At 59.8% G+C, this 21,657-nt stretch carries 16 protein-coding genes; 9 read left to right on the top strand and 7 right to left on the bottom strand.

The window, feature by feature from the left end; all coding sequences use genetic code 11:
* The first annotated feature begins 7 nt into the window (after positions 1 to 7).
* The 5 genes from NL123_RS16345 to NL123_RS16325 all read left to right on the top strand — a co-directional run bounded on the left by NL123_RS16345 (position 8) and on the right by NL123_RS16325 (position 6,581).
* The gene (locus NL123_RS16345; protein ID WP_494355790.1) at positions 8 to 3,505 is read left to right on the top strand and encodes a response regulator; all 3,498 of its coding nucleotides are present in this window, start codon (positions 8 to 10) and stop codon (positions 3,503 to 3,505) included.
* Positions 3,506 to 4,336, top strand: a complete 831-nt coding sequence (locus tag NL123_RS16340) for a CheR family methyltransferase (protein ID WP_012724198.1) — start codon at positions 3,506 to 3,508, stop codon at positions 4,334 to 4,336.
* Complete coding sequence (locus NL123_RS16335; protein ID WP_071495601.1) at positions 4,333 to 4,938, top strand: chemotaxis protein CheB; 606 nt, start codon at positions 4,333 to 4,335, stop codon at positions 4,936 to 4,938. Before NL123_RS16340 ends, NL123_RS16335 begins: the two co-directional genes overlap by 4 nt.
* Positions 4,932 to 6,125, top strand: a complete 1,194-nt coding sequence (locus tag NL123_RS16330) for a hybrid sensor histidine kinase/response regulator (protein ID WP_248481497.1) — start codon at positions 4,932 to 4,934, stop codon at positions 6,123 to 6,125. The genes NL123_RS16335 and NL123_RS16330 overlap by 7 nt, the downstream gene beginning before the upstream one ends.
* A 78-nt stretch (positions 6,126 to 6,203) precedes the next feature.
* On the top strand, positions 6,204 to 6,581 hold the full coding sequence (locus tag NL123_RS16325) for a response regulator (RefSeq protein WP_071488289.1): 378 nt from the start codon (positions 6,204 to 6,206) through the stop codon (positions 6,579 to 6,581).
* Positions 6,582 to 6,668: 87 nt separating this feature from the next.
* Here the strand turns inward: NL123_RS16325 and NL123_RS16320 are convergent, their stop codons facing one another.
* The 5 genes from NL123_RS16320 to NL123_RS16300 form a co-directional block, all read right to left on the bottom strand.
* The gene (locus NL123_RS16320) at positions 6,669 to 9,743 is read right to left on the bottom strand and encodes a hypothetical protein (RefSeq protein ID WP_494355789.1); all 3,075 of its coding nucleotides are present in this window, start codon (positions 9,741 to 9,743) and stop codon (positions 6,669 to 6,671) included.
* 184 nt (positions 9,744 to 9,927) lie between these two features.
* On the bottom strand, positions 9,928 to 11,598 hold the full coding sequence (locus NL123_RS16315; protein WP_248481499.1) for an ATP-binding protein: 1,671 nt from the start codon (positions 11,596 to 11,598) through the stop codon (positions 9,928 to 9,930).
* Positions 11,595 to 13,097 (bottom strand): ATPase domain-containing protein, encoded by a 1,503-nt coding sequence (locus tag NL123_RS16310; RefSeq protein ID WP_248481500.1) that lies wholly within the window; start codon positions 13,095 to 13,097, stop codon positions 11,595 to 11,597. The genes NL123_RS16315 and NL123_RS16310 overlap by 4 nt, the downstream gene beginning before the upstream one ends.
* A gap of 106 nt (positions 13,098 to 13,203) precedes the next feature.
* On the bottom strand, positions 13,204 to 14,262 hold the full coding sequence (locus NL123_RS16305; RefSeq protein WP_494355788.1) for a tetratricopeptide repeat protein: 1,059 nt from the start codon (positions 14,260 to 14,262) through the stop codon (positions 13,204 to 13,206).
* A gap of 70 nt (positions 14,263 to 14,332) precedes the next feature.
* Positions 14,333 to 15,226, bottom strand: coding sequence for a bestrophin family protein (locus NL123_RS16300; RefSeq protein ID WP_494355787.1), 894 nt, complete (start codon positions 15,224 to 15,226; stop codon positions 14,333 to 14,335).
* A 198-nt stretch (positions 15,227 to 15,424) separates the two neighbouring features.
* Here NL123_RS16300 and NL123_RS16295 point away from each other — a divergent pair, with 198 nt between their 5' ends.
* From NL123_RS16295 to NL123_RS16280, 4 genes are read left to right on the top strand one after another with little or no spacing between them, the layout of a single operon-like run.
* Positions 15,425 to 16,192, top strand: a complete 768-nt coding sequence (locus NL123_RS16295) for an SDR family NAD(P)-dependent oxidoreductase (protein ID WP_248481503.1) — start codon at positions 15,425 to 15,427, stop codon at positions 16,190 to 16,192.
* Positions 16,193 to 16,204: 12 nt separating this feature from the next.
* Positions 16,205 to 17,389: an acetyl-CoA C-acyltransferase gene (locus NL123_RS16290; protein WP_494355786.1), complete on the top strand. Its 1,185-nt coding sequence runs from the start codon at positions 16,205 to 16,207 to the stop codon at positions 17,387 to 17,389.
* Positions 17,390 to 17,398: 9 nt separating this feature from the next.
* Positions 17,399 to 18,526: an acyl-CoA dehydrogenase gene (locus tag NL123_RS16285; protein WP_494355785.1), complete on the top strand. Its 1,128-nt coding sequence runs from the start codon at positions 17,399 to 17,401 to the stop codon at positions 18,524 to 18,526.
* An 11-nt stretch (positions 18,527 to 18,537) separates the two neighbouring features.
* Entirely contained in the window at positions 18,538 to 19,311 is a 774-nt protein-coding gene (locus NL123_RS16280) for an enoyl-CoA hydratase (protein ID WP_494355784.1), read from the top strand.
* Positions 19,312 to 19,375: 64 nt separating this feature from the next.
* Here NL123_RS16280 and NL123_RS16275 read toward each other — a convergent pair whose 3' ends face one another.
* Together NL123_RS16275 and NL123_RS16270 are read right to left on the bottom strand one after the other, a co-directional pair.
* Positions 19,376 to 20,527, bottom strand: a complete 1,152-nt coding sequence (locus NL123_RS16275) for an acyl-CoA dehydrogenase family protein (RefSeq protein ID WP_248481509.1) — start codon at positions 20,525 to 20,527, stop codon at positions 19,376 to 19,378.
* A 3-nt stretch (positions 20,528 to 20,530) separates the two neighbouring features.
* Positions 20,531 to 21,634: an enoyl-CoA hydratase/isomerase family protein gene (locus tag NL123_RS16270; RefSeq protein ID WP_248481511.1), complete on the bottom strand. Its 1,104-nt coding sequence runs from the start codon at positions 21,632 to 21,634 to the stop codon at positions 20,531 to 20,533.
* Positions 21,635 to 21,657 lie beyond the last annotated feature (23 nt).

Below are 21,657 nucleotides of genomic sequence, written 5' to 3'. Positions count from 1 at the left end.
CATGCCCATGACTCCCGCTTCGTCCGTCGATGAAAAGAGCTTTCGTAATCTGCTGAGCCGAAACGTTGCATTGCCCCTGGGTGTGGGCGTGCTCAGCGCGGTGTTTTTCGTGTGCCTGATCACTTACCTGTTGTCGGTGATCCAATGGGTTGAACACACCGACCGGGTTATCAATAACCTCAATGAATCGTCCAAGCTGACCGTGGACCTGGAAACCGGCATGCGTGGCTTCCTGATCACCGGCGACGAGCATTTCCTCGACCCGTATGAAGTGGCCAAGCCGCGCATCGTCGCCGACCTGCGTAACCTGCAGGAGCTGGTGGCGGACAACCCACAGCAGGTGGATCGCCTCAAGCGCCTGGAAGCCCTGCAGGCCGAGTGGAACAACTACGCCCAGTCGATGATTGATATGCAGCGCAACAGTGGTGACTACCGCGGCGCAGTCAAGGCCGGCCGCGGCAAGCGCCTGACCGATGAAATCCGCAAGGAATACGACGACGCGGTGGCGATGGAGCAGCAGTTTCGCATCACCCGCAATGAAGACGTCACCCGCACCACGGTGATCAGCGTGACCCTGTACTTGGCATTTGTATTGGGATTGAGTGGCTTTCTGGCCTACATCGGTCGTAAAAATCTTGTTTCATTATCAAATAGTTACAGTTCAAACCTCGCGTCACAACAGAAGATTGCGCGACGCCTTGAGCAACAAGCCTGGTTGCGAAACGGCCAGACCGAACTGGCCGAACAGGTGCTCGGCCAACTGACCCTGAATATGCTCGGGCGCAATATCCTGCAGTTCTTTGCCCAGTACATGGGCTCCGCCGTTGCGGCGCTGTATGTGCGTGAAGAACACGGCGGTCTCAAGCGCGTGGCCACCTATGGTTTCTCCCGCGAACAGGAACAGCGGGAACAAGCGATCTACAGCGACGAAGGCATCGTCGGCCAGGCGGCCCAGCTGGATCGCCTGATTCGCCTGGATGATGTGCCGGTGGACTACTTCAAGGTCAGTTCCGGCCTGGGTGAAGGGCCGACGCGCAGCGTACTGGTCATGCCCACCAGTGATGATGACCGCGTCAATGGCGTGGTCGAACTGGGCTTCCTGCGCCCGCTGGAAGAGCGCGATGAAGAGCTGTTGGAGCTGATTGCCGGCAATATCGGCACTTCCATCGAAGCCGCGCGTTACCGCCAGCGCCTGCAGGAAGTGCTGGCCGAGACCCAGCAGCTCAACGAAGAGCTGCAAGTGCAGCAGGAAGAACTCAAGACCGCCAACGAAGAGCTGGAAGAACAGTCGCGCATCCTCAAGGAGTCCCAGGCCCACCTGGAAACCCAGCAGGCCGAACTGGAGCAGACCAACGAGCAACTGGCCGAACAGACCGAGACCCTGGCCGAACAACGCGACGCCATGGACCGCAAGAACATCGAGCTCAACCAGGCCCAGCTGGAACTGGAGGAACGCGCCGAAGAATTGCAGCGCTCCAGCAAATACAAATCTGAATTCCTCGCCAACATGTCCCACGAGTTGCGCACGCCGCTGAACAGCTCGTTGATCCTGGCCAAGTTGCTGGCCGAGAACCCCCAGGAAAACCTCAGCGCCGAACAGGTCAAGTTTGCCGAATCGATCTATTCCGCCGGCAACGACCTGCTCAACTTGATCAACGACATCCTGGATATCTCCAAGGTGGAGGCCGGCAAGCTGGAGATGCGCCCGGAAAACTCCAGCGTGGCACGGCTTGTCGACGGCCTGCGCGGCATGTTCGAGCCGCTGGCGGCTGATCGCAAGCTCGGCTTCCAGGTCGAGGTGCAGGAAGGCACGCCGACTATGCTGTATACCGACCGCCAGCGCCTGGAGCAGATCCTCAAGAACCTGCTGTCCAACGCGGTCAAGTTCACCGAACAGGGCGAGGTCAGCCTGTCGGTGTCGCGTGCATCGGAGGAGGGGATTGCCTTTACCGTGCGCGACTCCGGCATCGGCATTGCGCCGGACCAGCAAGAAAGCATCTTCGAAGCGTTCCGCCAGGCCGACGGCACCACCAATCGCCGCTACGGCGGCACCGGCCTGGGCCTGTCGATTTCCCGTGACCTGGCGGCCCTGCTGGGTGGCTATATCAGCGTGACCAGTGCCCCAGGCAAAGGCAGCACCTTTACGCTGGTACTGCCGGAACATTATGCAGAGCCGGGGGAAGACGTGGCACCGATCGAGCAGCCGCGCCAAGTGGTGGTGGCACCCGCACCGGCTCCGGCCAAGGTGTCGCCGCTGCCGGTGGCCGATGCCAGCCTGATCCCGCGCTTCGCCGATGACCGCGACAAGGCCCCGTTTACCACGCGTTGCATCCTGGTGGTGGAAGATGAGCCTAACTTTGCGCGTATCCTCTTCGACCTAGCCCACGAATTGGGCTACCACTGCCTGGTAGCCCACGGCGCGGACGAAGGCTACAGCCTGGCAGAGGAATATGTCCCCGATGCCATCCTGCTGGACATGCGCCTGCCGGACCATTCCGGGTTGACCGTGCTGCAACGTCTCAAGGAACACGCCAATACCCGGCACATCCCGGTGCATGTGATTTCCGTGGAAGACCGCGTGGAAGCCGCCATGCACATGGGCGCCATCGGCTATGCGGTCAAACCCACCACCCGCGAAGAGCTCAAGGACGTGTTCGCGCGCCTGGAAGCCAAGCTGACCCAGAAGGTCAAGCGTGTGCTGCTGGTGGAGGACGATGACCTGCAACGCGACAGCATTGCCCGCCTGATCGGCGACGATGACATTGAGATCACCGACGTTGGCTATGCTCAGGCCGCCCTGGACCTGCTGCGCACTAATGTCTATGACTGCATGATCATCGACCTCAAGCTGCCGGACATGCTCGGCAACGAGTTGCTCAAGCGCATGGCCACCGAGGACATCTGCTCGTTCCCGCCGGTGATCGTCTACACCGGGCGCAACCTGACCCGCGATGAAGAAGCCGAACTGCGCAAGTATTCGCGCTCGATCATCATCAAGGGCGCCCGCTCGCCGGAGCGCCTGCTGGATGAGGTCACACTCTTTCTGCACAAAGTCGAATCCCAGCTGTCCCATGATCGCCAGAAGATGCTCAAGACCGCCCGCAGCCGCGACAAGGTCTTTGAGGGGCGCAAGATCCTGCTGGTGGACGACGATGTGCGCAATATCTTCGCCCTGACCAGCGCCCTGGAGCACAAAGGCGCGGTAGTGGTCATCGGGCGTAACGGCCGTGAGGCCATCGACAAACTCAATGAAGTCGAGGATATCGACCTGGTGCTGATGGACGTGATGATGCCGGAAATGGACGGTTACGAGGCCACTGCCTTGATTCGCCAGGACCCGCGCTGGAAAAAGCTGCCGATCATCGCGGTGACGGCCAAGGCCATGAAAGACGATCAGGAGCGCTGCCTCGCGGCCGGTTCCAACGACTACCTGGCCAAGCCGATCGACCTGGATCGCCTGTTCTCACTGATCCGCGTGTGGCTACCGAAGATGGAACGCATTTAAGTGGAGCGAAGTTTCTTGGAAAAAAGCAGCGATATTGAACTGCGCCTGTTGATCGAGGCGATTTACCTCAAGTACAGCTATGACTTCCGGGATTACTCCGGGGCGTCGGTCAAGCGCCGCGTGGCGCATGCCTTGCGTCAGTTTGATTGCGCGACCATTTCCGCCTTGCAGGAGCGCGTGTTGCACGACCCGGCGGCGTTCATGCAGTTGCTGCAGTTCCTGACGATCCCGGTCAGCGAGATGTTTCGCGACCCGTCGCACTTCCTCGCGATCCGCCAGGAAGTGGTGCCGCTGCTCAAGACCTACCCGTCGATCAAGATCTGGATCGCCGGCTGCAGCACCGGCGAGGAGGTCTACTCCATGGCCATCCTGCTGCGGGAAGAGGGGTTGCTGGAGCGTACGATCATCTACGCCACCGATATCAATCCGGCGTCGCTGGACAAGGCAAAGCAGGGGATCTTCTCGCTGGAGAACGTACGCGCTTATACAGCCAACTATCAGCAGGCCGGTGGGCAACGTTCATTTGCCGACTACTACACTGCGGCTTACGATTACGCGATCTTCGATAAAACGCTGCGTGAGAATGTGACCTTCGCCGATCACAGCCTGGCAACCGATAGTGTATTCTCAGAAACTCAATTAATTTCGTGCCGTAACGTACTGATTTATTTCAATAAAAAATTGCAAGATCGAGCGTTTGGATTGTTCCATGAGTCGCTGTGTCATCGCGGTTTCCTGGTGCTGGGCAGCAAGGAGACCCTGGACTTCTCCGCGTATGGCAAGCAATTCGAACCGCTGGTCAAACAGGAACGGATCTACCGAAAGCTATGAATCAAGAGGCTGCCAGCCCGGCACAGGTCCGGGGCATAGAGGCTATTGTCATCGGCGCCTCCGCCGGTGGCGTAGAGGCGTTGCTGACGGTATTTGCCCAATTGCCTGCAGACTTCGGCCTGCCAATCATCACCGTGCTGCACCTGCCCGACGAGCGCCGCAGCCAGTTGGCCGAGGTGTTTGATCGCCGCGTTGCCATGCCGGTGGTGGAGGCGCGCGACAAGGAAGTGCTCAAGCCAGGCACGCTGTATTTCGCCGGGCCTGGTTATCACCTGTCGGTGGAGCATGATCGCAGCCTGTCCCTGAGTCAGGAGGACCGCGTGCACCATTCGCGACCGGCAATCGACTTCCTGTTTCAATCCGCCGCCGATGCCTACGGCACGGGCTTGCTCGCCATCCTCTTGACCGGCGCCAACCAGGACGGCGCCCGTGGCCTGGCCCACGTCAAGCAGCAGGGCGGAACCACTGTGGTGCAAGAGCCCACTGAAGCACGTGTCGCCGTCATGCCCCGTGCGGCCCTGGCACTGCACACACCCGATCACATTCTGACGTTGAGCCGCATTGGCTCACTGCTGGCTTCGCTGGAATATTCCCCATGTTAAGTACTGTCCAGGCCAAACTGCTGATCGTCGACGATCTGCCGGAAAACCTGCTGGCCCTTGAAGCGCTGATCAAGCGCGAGGACCGCCAGGTATTCAAGGCATTGAGCGCCGACGAGGCCTTGTCCCTGTTGCTGGAACACGAGTTCGCCATGGCGATTCTCGACGTGCAGATGCCCGGGATGAACGGGTTCGAACTGGCCGAACTGATGCGCGGTACCGAGAAAACCAAGAACATCCCGATTGTGTTCGTCAGCGCCGCCGGCCGCGAACTCAATTATGCCTTCAAGGGCTACGAAAGCGGCGCCGTGGACTTCCTGCACAAACCCCTGGATATCCATGCGGTGAAGAGCAAGGTCAACGTGTTCGTCGACCTGTACCGCCAAAGCAAGGCCATGAAGCTGCAGGTCGAAGCCTTGGAACGCAGCCGGCGCGAGCAGGAACTGCTGCTGACGCGCCTGCAGGCCACCCAGGCTGAGCTGGAACAGGCCGTACGTATGCGTGACGACTTCATGTCTATCGTCGCCCACGAAGTGCGTACGCCGCTCAATGGGCTGATCCTCGAAACTCAGTTGCGCAAGATGCACCTGGCCCGGGACAACGCCGCCGCGTTCACCCTGGAGAAGATGCACGCCATGGTCGACCGGGACGAGCGACAGATCCAGAGCCTGATCCGCCTGATTGAAGACATGCTCGACGTGTCACGCATTCGTACCGGCAAACTGTCGATCCGTCCGGCACGTTTTGACCTGACACAGCTTGTCAGCAGCCTGGTGCAGAACTTCGCGCCCCAAGTCGCGGCGGCGGATTCATCCATGACGCTGGTTGCCGACGGCCCGGTAGAGGGGCACTGGGATGAGTTCCGTATCGAGCAAGTGGTCACCAACCTGTTGACCAATGCCCTGCGCTACGGGGCCAAGAGCCCGGTGGAAGTGCGCGTGTACAGCGAGCATGACGAAGCCCGCGTAGAGGTGCGCGATCACGGAATCGGGATCAGCGAAGACAACCAGAAGCGTATTTTCCAGCAATTCGAGCGAGTGTCCGCCAGCCAGGTCGCAGCGGGCCTGGGCCTGGGGCTGTTTATTTCCGAACAGATCGTTGCGGCCCATGGCGGCACCATCGAAGTCGAGAGCCGGATAGGCGAGGGCGCCTTGTTCAGGGTGTGCCTGCCGCTGCAAGCGACGGCATGAACTCAATCGTCACCTCGACGCAACCTCTGCGTGACCCCATGGTCGTAATTGCAGCTATTGACCGGACAAAGGCTTCCCATGAGTGAAGATGCACAAGATGTCGTTCTGATCGTCGAGGACGACGAATCCATTATGTTTGTGCTGGGTGAATACCTGGCCGGCCTGGGCTATCGGGTGTTGAAGGCGATCGACGGGGAGCAGGCCTTCGAAATCCTCGCCACCAAGCCGCACCTGGACCTGATGGTCACCGATTACCGCTTGCCGGGAGGGATCTCTGGTGTGCAGATCGCCGAGCCTGCGCTGCTGTTGCGCCCGGAGCTGAAAGTGATCTTTATCAGCGGTTACCCGCAGGAGATCCTCGACTGCAACAGCCCGATCACGCGCAATGCGCCGATCCTGGCCAAGCCGTTTGATCTGGATACACTGCAGGAGCATATCCAACGGTTACTGGCGTGATGAAAGTAGTCAATGCGTATGTGCTCGGTCCGTGCATTGACCGCCAAGGTTGTCCCCGGGAGCAGTGAACAACCTTGGCGGAGTTCATCATGAACTGGCTGCGAAATCCTTCAGGGGAAGACCATACGGTTTATAGGTGACGGGGTCGAGGGCATACCAGTTGCCATTCCACTGAGTCGCCGCGACCTCTTGTTTTTCACCTCCACGATTGGCAGTTCCTATCGTGGCGTGGGAAACGTTCTTGAAAGTGTTCGCGACGTCAAATTTGAAGCCACTGAAGGGCAAGCTCTTGCTGCCCGCGACACCTGGCCTTTGCACTGTTTTTATGACTTCTTGTACACCGGCCAAACCCAAGCCTTGCGGATCCAAGGGGTTGAGCGCGCCTATAGCGCCACGCGTCAGTTTCTTACCCCCTTTGAGCAATGTATTGGAAGCACCGCCAGCTGCGGATGCACCCGCTTTTACCGTCGCCGTCGCCCCGGCGAGCAGAAAGCCGAATGCATCCCATGCCAGGTCGACAAGGCCTTCCTGCCACTTGCCGGCAACGAAGTTTTCAACGGCGTTGTAACCCGGAATAAGTCCTTTTAAAAAATCAACGATCTTCTGATAAAAGGGAACTTCAGTATCAAACGTTGTTTGCCCTCTCAAATAGTCCTCATAACCCTTTATATCGACACTTTTTACCATGGCGTCCGCGATGTACTTCGACCGTTCGCTAAAGTAGCTATTGGGTACACCGTCGGAAGCGCCAGACGGATGCTGGTCGAGCAAACCCGTTGTATAGTCGCCATCAGGAATGATGGACTCCAAGTAAGTCGACGTGAGGCCGGTAGGGAACTCGCCAGGTAGCGATCCAGGTGTAATATCCTTCAAATCATCACGTTTTCGGACGGTATTGGTGGCCCCGTCGATTTCATAGGAGTAGACGCGAGTGCGACCTTCTTCCTGAACTTCGCTGCGCACGATCACGCTGCTGTGTGACACACGCTTTACATCGCTGGCGCCAAAATTGTTCGTGCTGACCTGGACTTCTCTTGAGACTGTTATTTTTCCATTTTCAATAATGCGCCGGTCGTCCAGGCTTAAATTTGAAATCAAATATTTAGTCTGTGCACGTGTCGCTGACTCATGCTCTTCACTGTAGGATTTAATATCTGTGTTAAAGCTGCCTTTCATGACGGATGCCTGATCGGCATGGATGACAACTGTATCGAGATCAATGCTTGGTTCGCGGGAGGTAAACTTGTCCCTCCTGTATGTATCGTAACGATCAGTCTTCTGGAGGAACACGTCCACAAGCGAATACGGTCCTGGAAAGGCCAGTAATTCGGGGTCGGTTGCATCCAGCGACTTGCTCAGGATTTGCTCCTCCGTCAAGTGTGGGTTCCATTTTTTTATTGCGTCCACGGCCCGTTTATGAAGGTCGGGGATTTCTTTTGAAAACGTCTCAGAAGCGGCGTTCAACTCGGAGACTTGTTGACTGAAACTATCGCGCACCTGTTCCATTTGCGACTCGGTATATTCGCCCTGATCATTCGCCACGAGGACACCGTTAATCACACCCCAGTCTTTCAAGGCAGTGTTTTGGGCCTGTTGCTCAATCATTCGGTCTGCGAGTGTGACGGGGGGGAGATCAGCGCGCTTCATGATCTCGGCATACGTCATGTCGCTTGTAGCTCCGGGAGCCTGGGCTTCGGTACGTGCAAATGCGGTGGCAAAGCTGACCCCGGAATGAGTGCCCTTGGTCAAGAACTCAGGTTTATTCTTGACCAGGCTTTTCTGGGACTTGCGCGAGGACATAATGAACGTTGCAGGTCCGAGGGTTTTGGGGGTCGTATATTTTTCCAAATCCTCATGCGGACCCAGCACCCTGTGAATCGCTAGCAAAACCCAGTCGCTGATAGCGTCGGGCGAGGCAAGTTTACCCAGACGCTCTTCAGCCGCTTTTGCTAACTTTTGAGCGAAAGGTGACTTAAGCATTGCATCGATGGCGAGACGAGGACTGTCGCTGAACGCCTTCTCATCCCATTCAATACCACGGGTCAACTGGTCCAGTAAGGACGTTTCTTCCTCGGGGCTCAGGGCCTCCTTGATGACCTGGTGAAACACGCGCTGATCTTCAATGCTCAAGTGCGTCAGCGCACCTGCCAAATTGCCATGAGCGGGCGTTCTCAGGGGTGGGCTTTGCAGTGCTTTCGTTAATGTGTCTACCTCTTCATACGATTTGGGAGGGGTTATGCCATAACCTTCCATCAACGAGACCAGGTCCACTTGCGGGGTGTACGGCTGGTTGACCTTGGGAGCATAGGACGATTCAGGTTCTACGTAGACTCTGCTTGCGACCATATCTTCGTATATATCGTTTGCCGAGGACCGGCGAGTAGTGTGAGGCAGGGAAGCCAACGCCGTACTCATTCGAAAACGGTTGTTCAGGTCCGCTAGCTGGGTCTTTTGGTGACTCAAGTCTTCCTTAAAGGGATCGGAGGCATTGGCGGGTGTGATAGTTTCCGTTGAGAGTTTTGAGGTCAGGAGTCTGACTGCCTTCAGCTGAGCGCCCGGGCCTTCTTTTAGATATTCCTCCAAAGAGGGGAACTCTATGCCATAAAAGCGCGCTATGTTATGCAACTTAGTGGCCGTTGTTGTTTTTGCATCACCTGCGCCACTTAGCGTCAAACGGCCTTCTTCAGGCATCAGTGCCTTGGTGGCGGACAGGAGCAAAGGCCACCCGGCGAAGGTGTGAAGGTCAACGGTTTTGACCTGATAATTCTTACCGTAAGTGATGCCAGTGATGGTCCCTTTTTGGGTGTCAATGGTTAACGTGTCTGCCTGATCCAGTTGGTTATCGATCTTCCACTGTTTGAAGGCCTTGCTATTAACGATACCGTCGTGCAGTGCTAGCTGTTGCCCGTAGGAAGAGCGCGATGGGATGTTGGTTACATCTATGCTCTGAACGGGTTTGGGAGTAGAGGACGACTGATATTGAATTAACGATTTGATAATCTCATTTTTTAACTCCCCATCGCCTTTGGCCTGGGGTGTTTCGCCAGCAAGTGGCGTGGCAGCGGCTGTCGGGGCCTGGCTCAGGGCAATTGGCGATGCACTCTGCGTTACCGGCGGGTAGACAGGATGGGGAGATCGGGGCAGATAAGAAGTAACAGTCATAAGAAAGATCCGTGAAAACTAGTGATCGGGTGTTTATTCGTACGCTTTGCGCCAGCACTGCGTGAGAAAAACACCCCACTTCGTTCCAAAGTTTTCTTACTTATGAATGTCGCATTGTTTCCAGAGGATCTCTTTTGTAGACCCTGTTACGACTGCCTGTTTCTTGTGCATCAGATGGACCTGTCTAGGCCTGAATCATCTCCTTGACCTTGGTGGTCAATAAATCAAACGTAAATGGCTTGGTGATCAATTGCATCCCCGGGTCGAGGAACCCACCGCGCACCGCCGCATGTTCGGCGTAGCCGGTAATGAACAACACTTTCAACGCGGGGCGGATCTGCCGGCCGATTTCCGCCAATTGGCGGCCGTTCATGCCGGGCAGGCCGACATCGCTGATCATCAGGTCGATACGCTGGTCTGATTCAATGATAGGCACGGCTGTATCGGCATCGCCCGCTTCGACAAAGGCATACCCCAGTTCCTTGAGCACCGCGCTGACCAATATGCGCACCGCTGGGTCGTCCTCGACGATCAATACCGTTTCCCCTGCAATGGCGAACGGCGGCATCGCGGGGTCAGGGGGCTTGGCAGTGCCCATTTCACCCAAGAAGCGTGGCAGGAACAAGCTCACGGTGGTGCCTTTTCCCACTTCACTGTGGATGGTCACATGTCCATGGGACTGGCGGGCAAAGCCATAGATCATCGAGAGTCCAAGACCGGTACCCTGGCCGATGGGCTTGGTGGTGAAAAACGGGTCGAACACGCGGCCCATCACACTTTCCGGGATGCCACAGCCGGTGTCGCTGACACTCAACTCAACGTAGTCACCGGGTTTCAAGGTGCCGTAGGCGGCGGTGAACACGCTGTCGAGGTGGCGGTTGGTGGTCTCCACGGACAGGCTGCCGCCACCGGGCATGGCGTCGCGGGCATTGATGACCAGGTTGAGCAGGGCGCTTTCCAATTGGTTGGGATCGGCCTCGGCCGTCCATAGGGCGTCCGCGAGGCGCATGTCCAGGTGGATGCTTTCGTTGATGCTGCGTTGCAGCAGTTCGCCCATCGAGGTCACCAGTCGGTTGATCTCCACGGGTTTGGAATCGAGGGATTGGCGGCGGGAAAAAGCCAGCAGGCGGTGGGTAAGGCCGGCGGCACGGTTGGCCGAGGTCACCCCGAGGTCGATCAGGCTGTCGAGATCGTCCAACTTGCCACGGGCCACGCGCCTGCGCAGCAGCTCCAGGCTGCCGATGATGCCGGTGAGCATATTGTTGAAGTCATGGGCGATACCGCCGGTCAATTGGCCGACCGCTTCCATTTTTTGTGATTGGCGCAGTGCCTCTTCATTGCTGCGCAGTTGGGCGGTACGTTCCTCGACTTGCTGTTCAAGGGTCTCCAGCGTGCGTTGCAGGCGCAGTTCACTTTCGCTGAGGTCGATCAAGCGGTCGCGAGCTTCGTATTGCCGGCGGCGGCCGCGCAGGGCGGCGCTGACCAGGCTGATCAGGGTCACCGGATGGAACGGCCGCTCCAGGAAGGTCACGTTGCCGAGCATGCCGCTCAGGTGGGATGAGCCATTCTGCTCGCTGCCGCCATGATGGGTCATCAGTACGATGGGTAGATCCGACCATGCCGGCTGTTGATGCAGGTACTCCAACAGTGGTTCCAGGTCCACCCCGCGCAGGGCCTCCGCGGCAATGATCAGCAGCCCTGCACCGTCTTCCAGCGCCTCGCACAACGCCCCCAGGTTGCTGGCGACGATACCGCTGTAGCCGGCTTCGTTAAGCATCATCAGCGCCAATGAGCCGTCACGCCCCATCGGCGCCAATACAATTGCTCGCTCGGAGACTGGAGAGAGGCCCGTCACGCGTCCTCATCCTTGAGTAGGGGCGAGCCGGCGCCCATGTAGGTCGGGATGCCGCGCAGTACGCCCTGGAAGTTATCCAGCGGTTCGCCGACGGTCATGCCCTGGCTGCCGATCCGGTATTCGCGAATAGTGGCCTCATGGGAGCCGGTGCGTTTCTTGATGATTGAAATCGCCCGGCGCACCTTGCCCAATGCCTCGAAGTAACGCAGCAGGATCACGGTATCCGCCAGGTAAGTGATGTCGACGGGGGCCTGCATGTCGCCGACCAGCCCGTGTTGCGCGACGGTCATGAACGTGGCCGCGCCCCTGCGGTTGAGGTACAGCAGCAATTCGTGCATGTGCAGGATCAGCGCGTTCTCTTCAGGCATGGCAGCCTGGTAGCCGTTGATGCTGTCAATGACCACGGTCTTGATCCCGCGCTCATCCACGCAGCGTCTTACACGGTGCGAAAACTCGCCCGGCGACAACTCGGCAGCATCGACCTGTTCGATCAGCAAGTTACCGGTTGCCTGCAGGGCCGCCAGGTCGATACCCATGTTCTTCATGCGTTCGAACAACAGACCCAGCTCTTCATCGAAGATAAACAGCGCGGCTTTCTCGCCCCGCGCCACGGCGGCGGCGGCGAAAATCATCGAGATCAGCGATTTGCCGGTACCGGCCGGGCCGAGGATCAGGCTGCTGGAGCCGGTCTCGACGCCGCCGCCCATGAGGGCATCCAATGCCTTGATGCCACTGCTCAGGGTCTCGCGCTTGTAACCGCCACGATGCTCAGCCGCCACCAGGCGTGGGAACACATGGACGCCGTCCTGCATGATGGTGAAGTCGTGGAAGCCACCACGGTATTTCTGGCCGCGGTACTTCACCACCCGTACACGCCGGCGTTCGGCGCCGTAGTTGGGGGTCAGTTCTTCGAGGCGGATAACACCATGGGCAACACTGTGCACGGTCTTGTCGAGGGACTCGGTGGTCAGGTCGTCCAGCAACAGGACAGTAGCGTCGTAGCGCACAAAATAGTGTTTGATCGCCAGGATCTGCCGGCGATAACGCAGGGAGCTTTGCGCAAGCAGGCGGATTTCCGAGAGGCTGTCGATCACTACCCGGGTCGGCTTGACCCGTTCCACCACTTCGAAGATTTGTCGGGTCGCTTCGCCCAGTTCGAGGTCGGAGGAGTACAGCAGGCTCTGCTGGTGGTCAGCGTTGAGCAGGCTCTCCGGTGGTGTGAGTTCGAAGATATGAATGTTGTCATCCAGGTCCCAACCGTGGGACTTGGCGCCTTGCCGCAATTCGCGTTCGGTTTCCGACAGGGTGATGTACAGCGATCGCTCGCCGTTGCGGGCGCCAGCCTGCAGGAAATGCAGGGCGACCGTGGTTTTACCCGTGCCGGGCTCACCTTCCAGCAGGAACAGGTGGCTGCGCGAGAGCCCTCCGGCAAGAATGTCATCAAGACCTTCAATGCCGATGGCCGCTTTTTCGGATAACTGCGCTTTGGATGTAGACAAGAAGTGCCCTCAGGTCACATACGAGTAGAGGATGCACGCCCATGTGGACGTGCCATATTCTCTTGACCGTAGCGCTTTGTGGCGGTTCAACAAATTCTGAGTCGGCCTACAGGCCTTGCTGCAATGCAGGGTCGTCCGGATTCTGTTGCTCAAGCTGCGCGAGCAGTACCTGGACGTTCTGCAGTTGGCCGCTCTCTTTCCAGTAATTGACCAGCAAAACCCGGGCTTTGCGATTGGCCGGGTGGCGTTGGATGATTTCTTCCAACTGGCGTTGCGCAGCCTCCAGTTCCTCTTGCGCATGCAGCGTGGTCGCGAGGTCGTAGCGGTAATCCTGATTGTCCGGCTCCAGCTCCACGGCCTTGGACAGGCCGAGCAGGGCGTACGGACGTTCGCCATGATGCAGCAGCCACATGCCCAGCGCATGCTGCAGGTAGGCTGACTCCGGATGCGCGGCCAATTGGCGTGCCAACAGTTGGCGCGACTCCTCGGTCTTGCCTTGTTTGTCCAGCAACTCGATCTGCGCGACCACGGCTTGCAAGTTATCCGGTTGCAGGCGCATGGCCTGCTCAAGCGCGTTTTGCGCCTCCGGCAACAGGGCGCTGTGGATATACAGGCGCGCCAGTTGAATCCAGCCTTCGGCCGTTTCGGGTTGGGCCTTGAGCTTTTTCACGAATTCATCCAGCACCTGCTGCAACGGCCCGAAGTACAGGCCCAGGGTGTCGGGCGACAGGCCAAGCAAGGCGTTGGCGGCGGCAAACCGCACATCCTGCTCGGGGTCATCCAGCACCGGGCCGAGCAGCAGCGTGCGTTGGCCGGTTGGCACCAGGCCGACAATACTGTGGATGGCGGCCTCGCGTACCAGCGGTGATTCGCTGGCCAGGTCCTTGTCTGCCAGTTTCAGGGCCTGGGGGCTTGGGTAGTTCGGCAGTTCGGCATGCAACGCAGCGCGACGCTCGGGGGACAGGTCCGGCCGGCCAAGTTGCTGATACAGCACGCGAGCCGCTCCGGGCTCACCGTTGCGCGCCTGTTTCAAGGCTTTTGAATACCCATGGGCGATGGCCGCAGGTACGGCTACCGGGGTGGTGCGAGAGAAATACCAGGTGATCAGCACAATCAACAGCAGGGCGCACAGGCCGACGATGGAATAACGGCGTGACTTTGACATGCAGGCGTCCGAAAGCGAGGGCAGCAAAGCCGCCAGCTTCGGTCAGACTACGGCGGGTGTCAAACCCGCGTCAGGTGAGCACGTAGTCCACCGGTTCCAGAGGCGGCGGCAGATCGGTTTCGCCGAGGGCGGCCAATACTTCGCGTTCCAGGGTGCGCAGGAGGGCATTGCAGGGCAGGTCGTTTTCATCGAAACCGAACGGGTCCTCCAGGTCATCGCCGATTTCATCAAGGCCGAAGAACGTGTAGCTGACAATGGCCGTGAACACCGGCGTCAACCAGCCCAGCGGCTCGGCCATGGCAAACGGCAGTAAAATGCAGAACAGGTAAATGGTGCGATGCAGCAGCAGGGTGTAGGGGAAGGGCAGCGGCGTGCTCTTGATGCGCTCGCAGGCCGCCTGCACCTGGCTGAGGCTCACCAGTCGGGCTTCCCATTGGGTGTAGCGCCACTCGCTGATCACACCTTGCTCGGCGAGCATCGAAAACCGCGCGCCCAGCTGTTGTAGCAGGCTATCGGGGAGGTTGGGGTGGTTGGCCTGGAACGTGCCCCACGGCTTGATGGCCCAGGCTTCATCCTCATGGCGCAAGCGTGCAACCAGGCCGTGGGCGAAGCCGCACAGGCTGCGCAGCAGGCCTGCACGCTCAGCCGGGTCAGTGAGCACCTGGGTTTCGCGGATCAGCGAACGCACATCGATGATCATCTGTCCCAATTGCTTGCGGCCTTCCCACCAGCGGTCATAGCAGGCGTTGTTGCGAAAACTCATGAAGATCGACAGCGACAGCCCGAGCAAGGTGAACGGCGTGGCATTGACCTTGGAGAAGTACGCCGGGTGCAGGGTTTCCACCAGCACGATCACCGACGCCAGCAGCGTGACCAGCAGGCTGCGCAGGGCGATACGCTTGGCAATCGAACCCTTGAGCGAGAACAGGATGCCAAGGAGATTGGGTTTGGGGCGGACTATCATGCAGGGGGGCTTCTTTGGTGGCGCAGGCCATCAGGTTAGAAGCAAGCGTCGCCAGCGTCCAATCGCTTGGGCCGACCGGATGATCAGTGCGGTCGATGACTGGCCAAAACAGTCAGGCAGGTTGAAGGCTTTGACCATTGCCGCGTGGCGGCTGCGGGGCGACTATTCCGACAATTCGGACCGTTCAAGGAAACAACAATGCAGATTGAAAACAAGAGCTTCCTGGTCAGCGGCGGTGCATCGGGCCTCGGCGCGGCGACTGCCGAGATGCTGATTGGCGCCGGTGCCAGGGTCATGCTGGTGGACCTGAATGCCGACGCCGTGGCGGCCAAGGCCAGGCAACTTGGCGACAACGCTCGCAGCTGCGTGGCCGATATCAGCCAGGAAGCGGCTGCCGAAGCGGCGGTGCAGGCGACGCTTGCGGCGTTTGGCGGTTTGCACGGGCTGGTGAACTGCGCCGGTGTGGTGCGTGGCGAGAAAATCCTCGGCAAGAACGGCCCCCATGGGCTGGCGAGTTTTGCCCAGGTGATCAACGTTAACCTGATCGGCAGCTTCAACCTGCTGCGCCTGGCCGCCGCCGCCATCGCCGAAACCGAAGCGAATGCCGACGGCGAACGCGGCGTGATCATCAATACCGCTTCGGTGGCGGCGTTTGACGGGCAGATCGGCCAGGCGGCGTATGCCGCGTCCAAGGGCGCCATTGCCAGCCTGACGCTGCCTGCCGCACGCGAACTGGCCCGCTTTGGCATTCGTGTAATGACCATCGCCCCCGGCATCTTCGAAACCCCGATGATGGCCGGCATGACCCCTGAAGTTCGCGACTCCCTGGCCGCCGGTGTGCCGTTCCCGCCGCGCCTGGGCAAACCCGCCGAATACGCCGCGCTGGTGCGGCACATCATTGAAAACAGCATGCTCAATGGCGAGGTGATCCGTCTCGACGGTGCCTTGCGCATGGCGGCCAAGTAAGGAGGATTTGCCATGACCGATCCTATCGTTATCGTCAGCGCCGTGCGCACGCCCATGGGCGGCTTCCAGGGTGACCTCAAGGGCCTGACCGCGCCTCAGCTGGGCGCCGCGGCGATTCGCGCCGCCGTCGAGCGTGCCGGTATTGCCCCCGATGCCGTGGATGAAGTGCTGTTCGGCTGCGTACTGCCTGCAGGCCTCGGCCAGGCGCCGGCACGTCAGGCCGCGCTGGGTGCCGGGCTCGACAAGGGCACGCGCTGCACCACACTCAACAAGATGTGCGGCTCGGGCATGGAGGCGGCGATCCTGGCCCATGATTCACTGCTGGCCGGCAGCGTCGACGTGGTGATTGCCGGTGGCATGGAAAGCATGTCCAACGCGCCGTATTTGCTCGACCGTGCGCGCAGCGGCTACCGCATGGGCCACGGCAAGGTGCTTGATCACATGTTCCTTGACGGCCTGGAAGATGCCTACGACAAGGGACGCCTGATGGGCACCTTTGCCGAAGACTGCGCCCTGCATAACGGGTTTACCCGTGAGGCCCAGGATGCGTTCGCCATCGCTTCGCTGACCCGGGCGCAAGAAGCCATTACTCATGGCAGCTTTGCCGCAGAAATCGTCCCGGTGCAGGTCACCGTGGGCAAAGAGCAGAAAACCATCCTGCATGACGAACAGCCACCCAAGGCCAAGCTGGACAAGATCACCAGCCTGAAACCGGCGTTCCGCGAAGGCGGCACTGTGACGGCGGCCAATTCCAGCTCGATTTCCGACGGTGCGGCGGCCTTGTTGCTGATGCGCCAGTCCGAGGCGCAGAAACGTGGCCTCAGGCCCTTGGCGGTGATCCATGGGCATGCGGCTTTCGCCGACGAACCGGGGCTGTTCCCGGTAGCGCCGGTGGGGGCGATTCGCAAGCTGATGAGCAAGACCGGCTGGAGCCTGGATGAAGTCGATCTGTTCGAGATCAACGAAGCCTTTGCCGTGGTCAGCCTGGTGACCATGAGCAAGCTGGAGATCCCCCATGCCAAGGTCAATGCGCATGGCGGTGCCTGCGCCCTGGGCCATCCGATCGGTGCCTCCGGTGCGCGGATCCTGGTGACCTTGCTCTCGGCCCTGCGCCAGAAGGGCCTCAAGCGTGGCGTTGCCGCCATCTGCATCGGCGGTGGTGAAGCCACGGCCATGGCTGTCGAATGCCTGTATTAAGGAATCACCATGCTGCCCAATGACGAACAACTGCAAATCAGCGACGCCGCCCGGCAATTTGCCCAGGAGCGCCTGAAACCCTTTGCCGCCGAGTGGGACCGCGAGCACCGCTTCCCCCAGGAAGCCATCGGTGAAATGGCCGAGCTGGGCTTTTTCGGCATGCTGGTGCCGGAACAGTGGGGCGGTTGCGACACTGGCTACCTGGCCTACGCCATGGCGCTGGAAGAAATCGCCGCCGGTGATGGCGCCTGCTCGACCATCATGAGCGTGCACAACTCGGTGGGTTGCGTGCCGATTCTCACATTCGGTAACGACCAGCAGAAAGAGCAGTTCCTCAAGCCCCTGGCCAGCGGCGCCATGCTCGGCGCGTTCGCACTGACCGAGCCGCAGGCCGGCTCCGATGCCAGCAGCCTGAAAACCCGCGCACGCCTTGAAGGCAACCATTACGTGCTGAACGGCTGCAAACAGTTCATCACCTCGGGGCAGAACGCCGGTGTGGTAATTGTGTTTGCCGTGACCGACCCGGCGGCGGGCAAGCGCGGGATCAGCGCGTTTATCGTGCCGACTGATTCGCCGGGCTACAGCGTGGCGCGCGTTGAAGACAAGCTCGGCCAGCATGCCTCCGATACCTGCCAGATCCTGTTTGAAGACGTAAAGGTGCCTGTTGCCAACCGTCTGGGGGAGGAGGGCGAAGGCTATAGGATTGCCCTGGCCAACCTCGAAGGTGGCCGCGTGGGCATCGCCTCGCAATCGGTGGGCATGGCCCGCGCCGCTTTTGAAGCGGCTCGTGATTACGCAAGGGAACGCGAAAGCTTCGGCAAACCACTCATCGAGCACCAGGCCGTCGCTTTCCGCCTGGCGGATATGGCCACGCAAATCGCGGTTGCCCGGCAGATGGTGCATTACGCCGCCGCACTGCGCGACAGCGGCAAGCCCGCCCTGGTGGAAGCCTCGATGGCCAAGCTGTTTGCTTCGGAAATGGCCGAGAAAGTCTGTTCGGCCGCCTTGCAAACCCTGGGCGGTTACGGTTACCTGAGCGACTTCCCACTGGAGCGGATCTACCGCGACGTGCGGGTCTGCCAGATTTACGAAGGCACCAGCGATATCCAGCGCATGGTCATCTCACGCAATCTCTAAGGAGCCGATACATGAGTTACGAAACCATTTTGCTCGAAGTCCAGGGCCGCGTCGGGCTGATTACCCTCAACCGTCCGCAATCCCTGAACGCTCTGAATGCGCAACTTGTCAGCGAGCTGAACCAGGCACTGGACGGCCTGGAGGCCAACCCGGAAATCGGCTGCATCGTATTGACCGGCTCGAAAAAAGCCTTCGCCGCCGGTGCCGACATCAAGGAAATGGCCGAGCTGACCTACCCGCAGATCTACCTCGACGACCTCTTCAGCGACAGCGACCGCGTGGCCAACCGCCGCAAGCCGATCATCGCCGCCGTCAACGGCTTCGCCCTGGGCGGCGGTTGCGAACTGGCGTTGATGTGCGACTTCATCCTGGCCGGTGACGGCGCCAAGTTCGGCCAGCCGGAAATCAACCTCGGCGTACTGCCGGGTATGGGCGGCACCCAACGCCTGACCCGCGCGGTGGGCAAGGCCAAGGCCATGGAAATGTGCCTGACCGGGCGCTTTATCGATGCAGTGGAAGCGGAGCGTTGCGGAATCGTCGCGCGCATCGTGCCGGCCGATGAATTGCTGGAAGAAGCGCTGAAAGTCGCGACGCTGATTGCTGGCAAGTCAGTGCCGATCAGCATGATGGTCAAGGAAAGCGTGAACCGCGCGTTTGAAGTGAGTCTGTCGGAAGGCGTGCGCTTTGAGCGCCGGGTGTTCCATGCGGCATTTGCCACGCAGGATCAGAAGGAAGGCATGGCGGCGTTCGTGGCCAAGCGCGCGCCGGAGTTCAAAGACAAATAACCCGGTGTCAAAGACACTGAGTATCAAATGTGGGAGGGGGCTTGCCCCCCTCTCACATTGGCAGTCAGAGTTGGTAGTTCTTCAGCTCCCTGGCAATCACCATCCGCTGAATCTCGCTGGTCCCTTCGTAAATCTGCGTGATCCGCGCATCCCGGTAGTAACGCTCCACCGGGTAATCCTCCAGGTATCCGTACCCTCCGTGAATCTGCATCGCCGATGAGCAAACCTTCTCGGCCATTTCCGAGGCAAACAGCTTGGCCTGGGACGCTTCCGACAAGCAGGGTTTGCCGGCACTGCGCAGCCGTGCGGCGTGCAGGATCAGCAATCGTGCGGCGTTGAGTTGGGTTTGCATGTCGGCCAGCAGGTTGGCCACGCTCTGGTGCTCGATGATTGCCTTGTTGAACTGCACCCGATCACGGGCATAGGCCAGCGCGGCTTCAAACGCCGCACGGGCGATGCCCAACGCCTGGGCGGCAATACCGATGCGGCCACCCTCCAAGTTGGACAGCGCGATGGCCAGGCCTTTGCCACGCTCACCCAGCAGGTTGGCCTCGGGCACGCTGCACTGGTTCAGGGTCACGGCGCAGGTGTCGGACGCACGGATACCCATCTTGTGCTCGGTACGATCCACCACGAATCCTGGGGTTGCGGTGGGCACCAAGAACGCCGAGATACCTTTCTTGCCCAGGTCGGGATCAGTCACCGCGAATACGATTGCCAGTTTGGCGCGTTTACCATTACTGACGAACTGTTTGGCCCCGTTGATCACCCACTGGCCGTCGCGCAGTTCGGCACGGGTACGCAGGTTGTGCGCTTCGGAACCGGCCTGGGGTTCGGTCAGGCAGAAGCAGCCAATCGCCTGGCCGCTGGCGAGGTCGGCCAGCCAGGTCTGTTTTTGTGCATCGGTGCCGTAGTTGAGAATCGGCCCGCAACCCACTGAATTATGGATACTCATCAGTGCACCAGTGGCACCGTCACCCGCAGAAATTTCTTCGACGGCGAGGGCATAGGCGACGTAATCGACATAAGTGCCGCCCCATTCTTCCGGCACCACCATGCCCAGCAGGCCCAGTTCGCCCATCTTGGCGACGAGGGCGTCGTCGATCCAGCCGGCTTTTTCCCAGGCTTGGGCATGCGGTGCGATTTCACCCCGGGCGAAGTCACGCGCCATGTCGCGGATCATCACTTGTTCTTCTGTGTATTCAATGTCTTGCATGGCTTATTTCGCAACCTTCTCGAAGTGATGAAAGAAGCTCTCGACGTGGCTGAGGGCCAGCCCGTGCAGGGTGGGCGGGTTCCAGCGTGGGCTTTTGTCTTTGTCGATGATCAGGGCACGCACACCTTCAATCAGGTCGCCGCGCTCGAACCATTGGCGATCGAGGTGCAGCTCCAGGGCAAAACAGTCTTCCAGAGGCAGGCGGCGGCCGCGGCGCAACATCTCCAGCGTGACCGCCATGGCCAGGGGCGAGCGGGTCAGCATCAGGTTGGCGGTGGTCAGCGCCCATTCATGGCTGTCGGCAACCGTGACTTGCTGCAGTTGCTCGACGATGCTCGGTACATCCGGCAGCGCGAAAAAGTGGTCGATGGCGGGGCGCAGAGCGGCCAGCGGCGCATCGGGCAATTGTTGCACGGCCAGTTTGGCGAGCACGCCTTGCAGGTCCTTGAGCGGCGAGTCGTGCCATTGCAGGCGGTCGAGCTTCTGGTCCAGGTCGGCGAGCTTGTGGCTATCCAGGTACCAATCGGCCAACCCGCAATACAGCGCGTCGGCCGCGCGGATCTGTACCCCGGTCACGCCCAGGTAGATCCCCAGTTCGCCGGGGATACGCGGCAGGAAGTAGCTGCCGCCCACGTCAGGGAAGTAACCGATGGCTACTTCCGGCATCGCCAGGCGACTGCGCTCGGTGACCACGCGCAGATCAGCGCCTTGCACCAGGCCCATGCCGCCGCCCAGGACAAACCCGTCCATCAGTGCCACGACGGGCTTGCGGTAGTGGTGGATGGCCAGATCGAGTGCGTATTCCTCGACGAAAAAGTCCTGATGCAGGGTGTCGCCGTTCTTGAAACTGTCGTACAGCGAGCGGATATCGCCACCGGCACAGAAGGCTTTTTCACCGGCGCCACGCAGGACTACGGCATACACCTGCGGGTCATCGGCCCATGCCTGCAAGTGGGACGCCAGGCTGCGCACCATGTCCAGGGTGATGGCGTTCAAGCCGGCGGGGCGATTGAGGGTGAGGTGGCCGATGTGGTTGCGGACCTCGGCGAGGACTTCGTCCTGAAGTATTTCGGCGTGGCTTGCTTCGGATGAAACCTGAGCAGTCATCGATAACTCCCTGCTTTTATTGT

The sequence above is a fragment of the Pseudomonas sp. FBCC-B1565 genome, assembly GCF_059133265.1.
This window is presented reverse-complemented; position numbering and strand designations above follow the sequence as displayed.

Coding starts and splice junctions, on each gene's coding strand:
- NL123_RS16345 (WP_494355790.1), top strand. CDS start 8: ATGACTCCCGCTTCGTCCGTCGATGAAAAGAGCTTTCGTAATCTGCTG.
- NL123_RS16335 (WP_071495601.1), top strand. CDS start 4,333: ATGAATCAAGAGGCTGCCAGCCCGGCACAGGTCCGGGGCATAGAGGCT.
- NL123_RS16330 (WP_248481497.1), top strand. CDS start 4,932: ATGTTAAGTACTGTCCAGGCCAAACTGCTGATCGTCGACGATCTGCCG.
- NL123_RS16325 (WP_071488289.1), top strand. CDS start 6,204: ATGAGTGAAGATGCACAAGATGTCGTTCTGATCGTCGAGGACGACGAA.
- NL123_RS16320 (WP_494355789.1), bottom strand. CDS start 9,743: ATGACTGTTACTTCTTATCTGCCCCGATCTCCCCATCCTGTCTACCCG.
- NL123_RS16305 (WP_494355788.1), bottom strand. CDS start 14,262: ATGTCAAAGTCACGCCGTTATTCCATCGTCGGCCTGTGCGCCCTGCTG.
- NL123_RS16300 (WP_494355787.1), bottom strand. CDS start 15,226: ATGATAGTCCGCCCCAAACCCAATCTCCTTGGCATCCTGTTCTCGCTC.
- NL123_RS16295 (WP_248481503.1), top strand. CDS start 15,425: ATGCAGATTGAAAACAAGAGCTTCCTGGTCAGCGGCGGTGCATCGGGC.
- NL123_RS16290 (WP_494355786.1), top strand. CDS start 16,205: ATGACCGATCCTATCGTTATCGTCAGCGCCGTGCGCACGCCCATGGGC.
- NL123_RS16285 (WP_494355785.1), top strand. CDS start 17,399: ATGCTGCCCAATGACGAACAACTGCAAATCAGCGACGCCGCCCGGCAA.
- NL123_RS16280 (WP_494355784.1), top strand. CDS start 18,538: ATGAGTTACGAAACCATTTTGCTCGAAGTCCAGGGCCGCGTCGGGCTG.
- NL123_RS16275 (WP_248481509.1), bottom strand. CDS start 20,527: ATGCAAGACATTGAATACACAGAAGAACAAGTGATGATCCGCGACATG.
- NL123_RS16270 (WP_248481511.1), bottom strand. CDS start 21,634: ATGACTGCTCAGGTTTCATCCGAAGCAAGCCACGCCGAAATACTTCAG.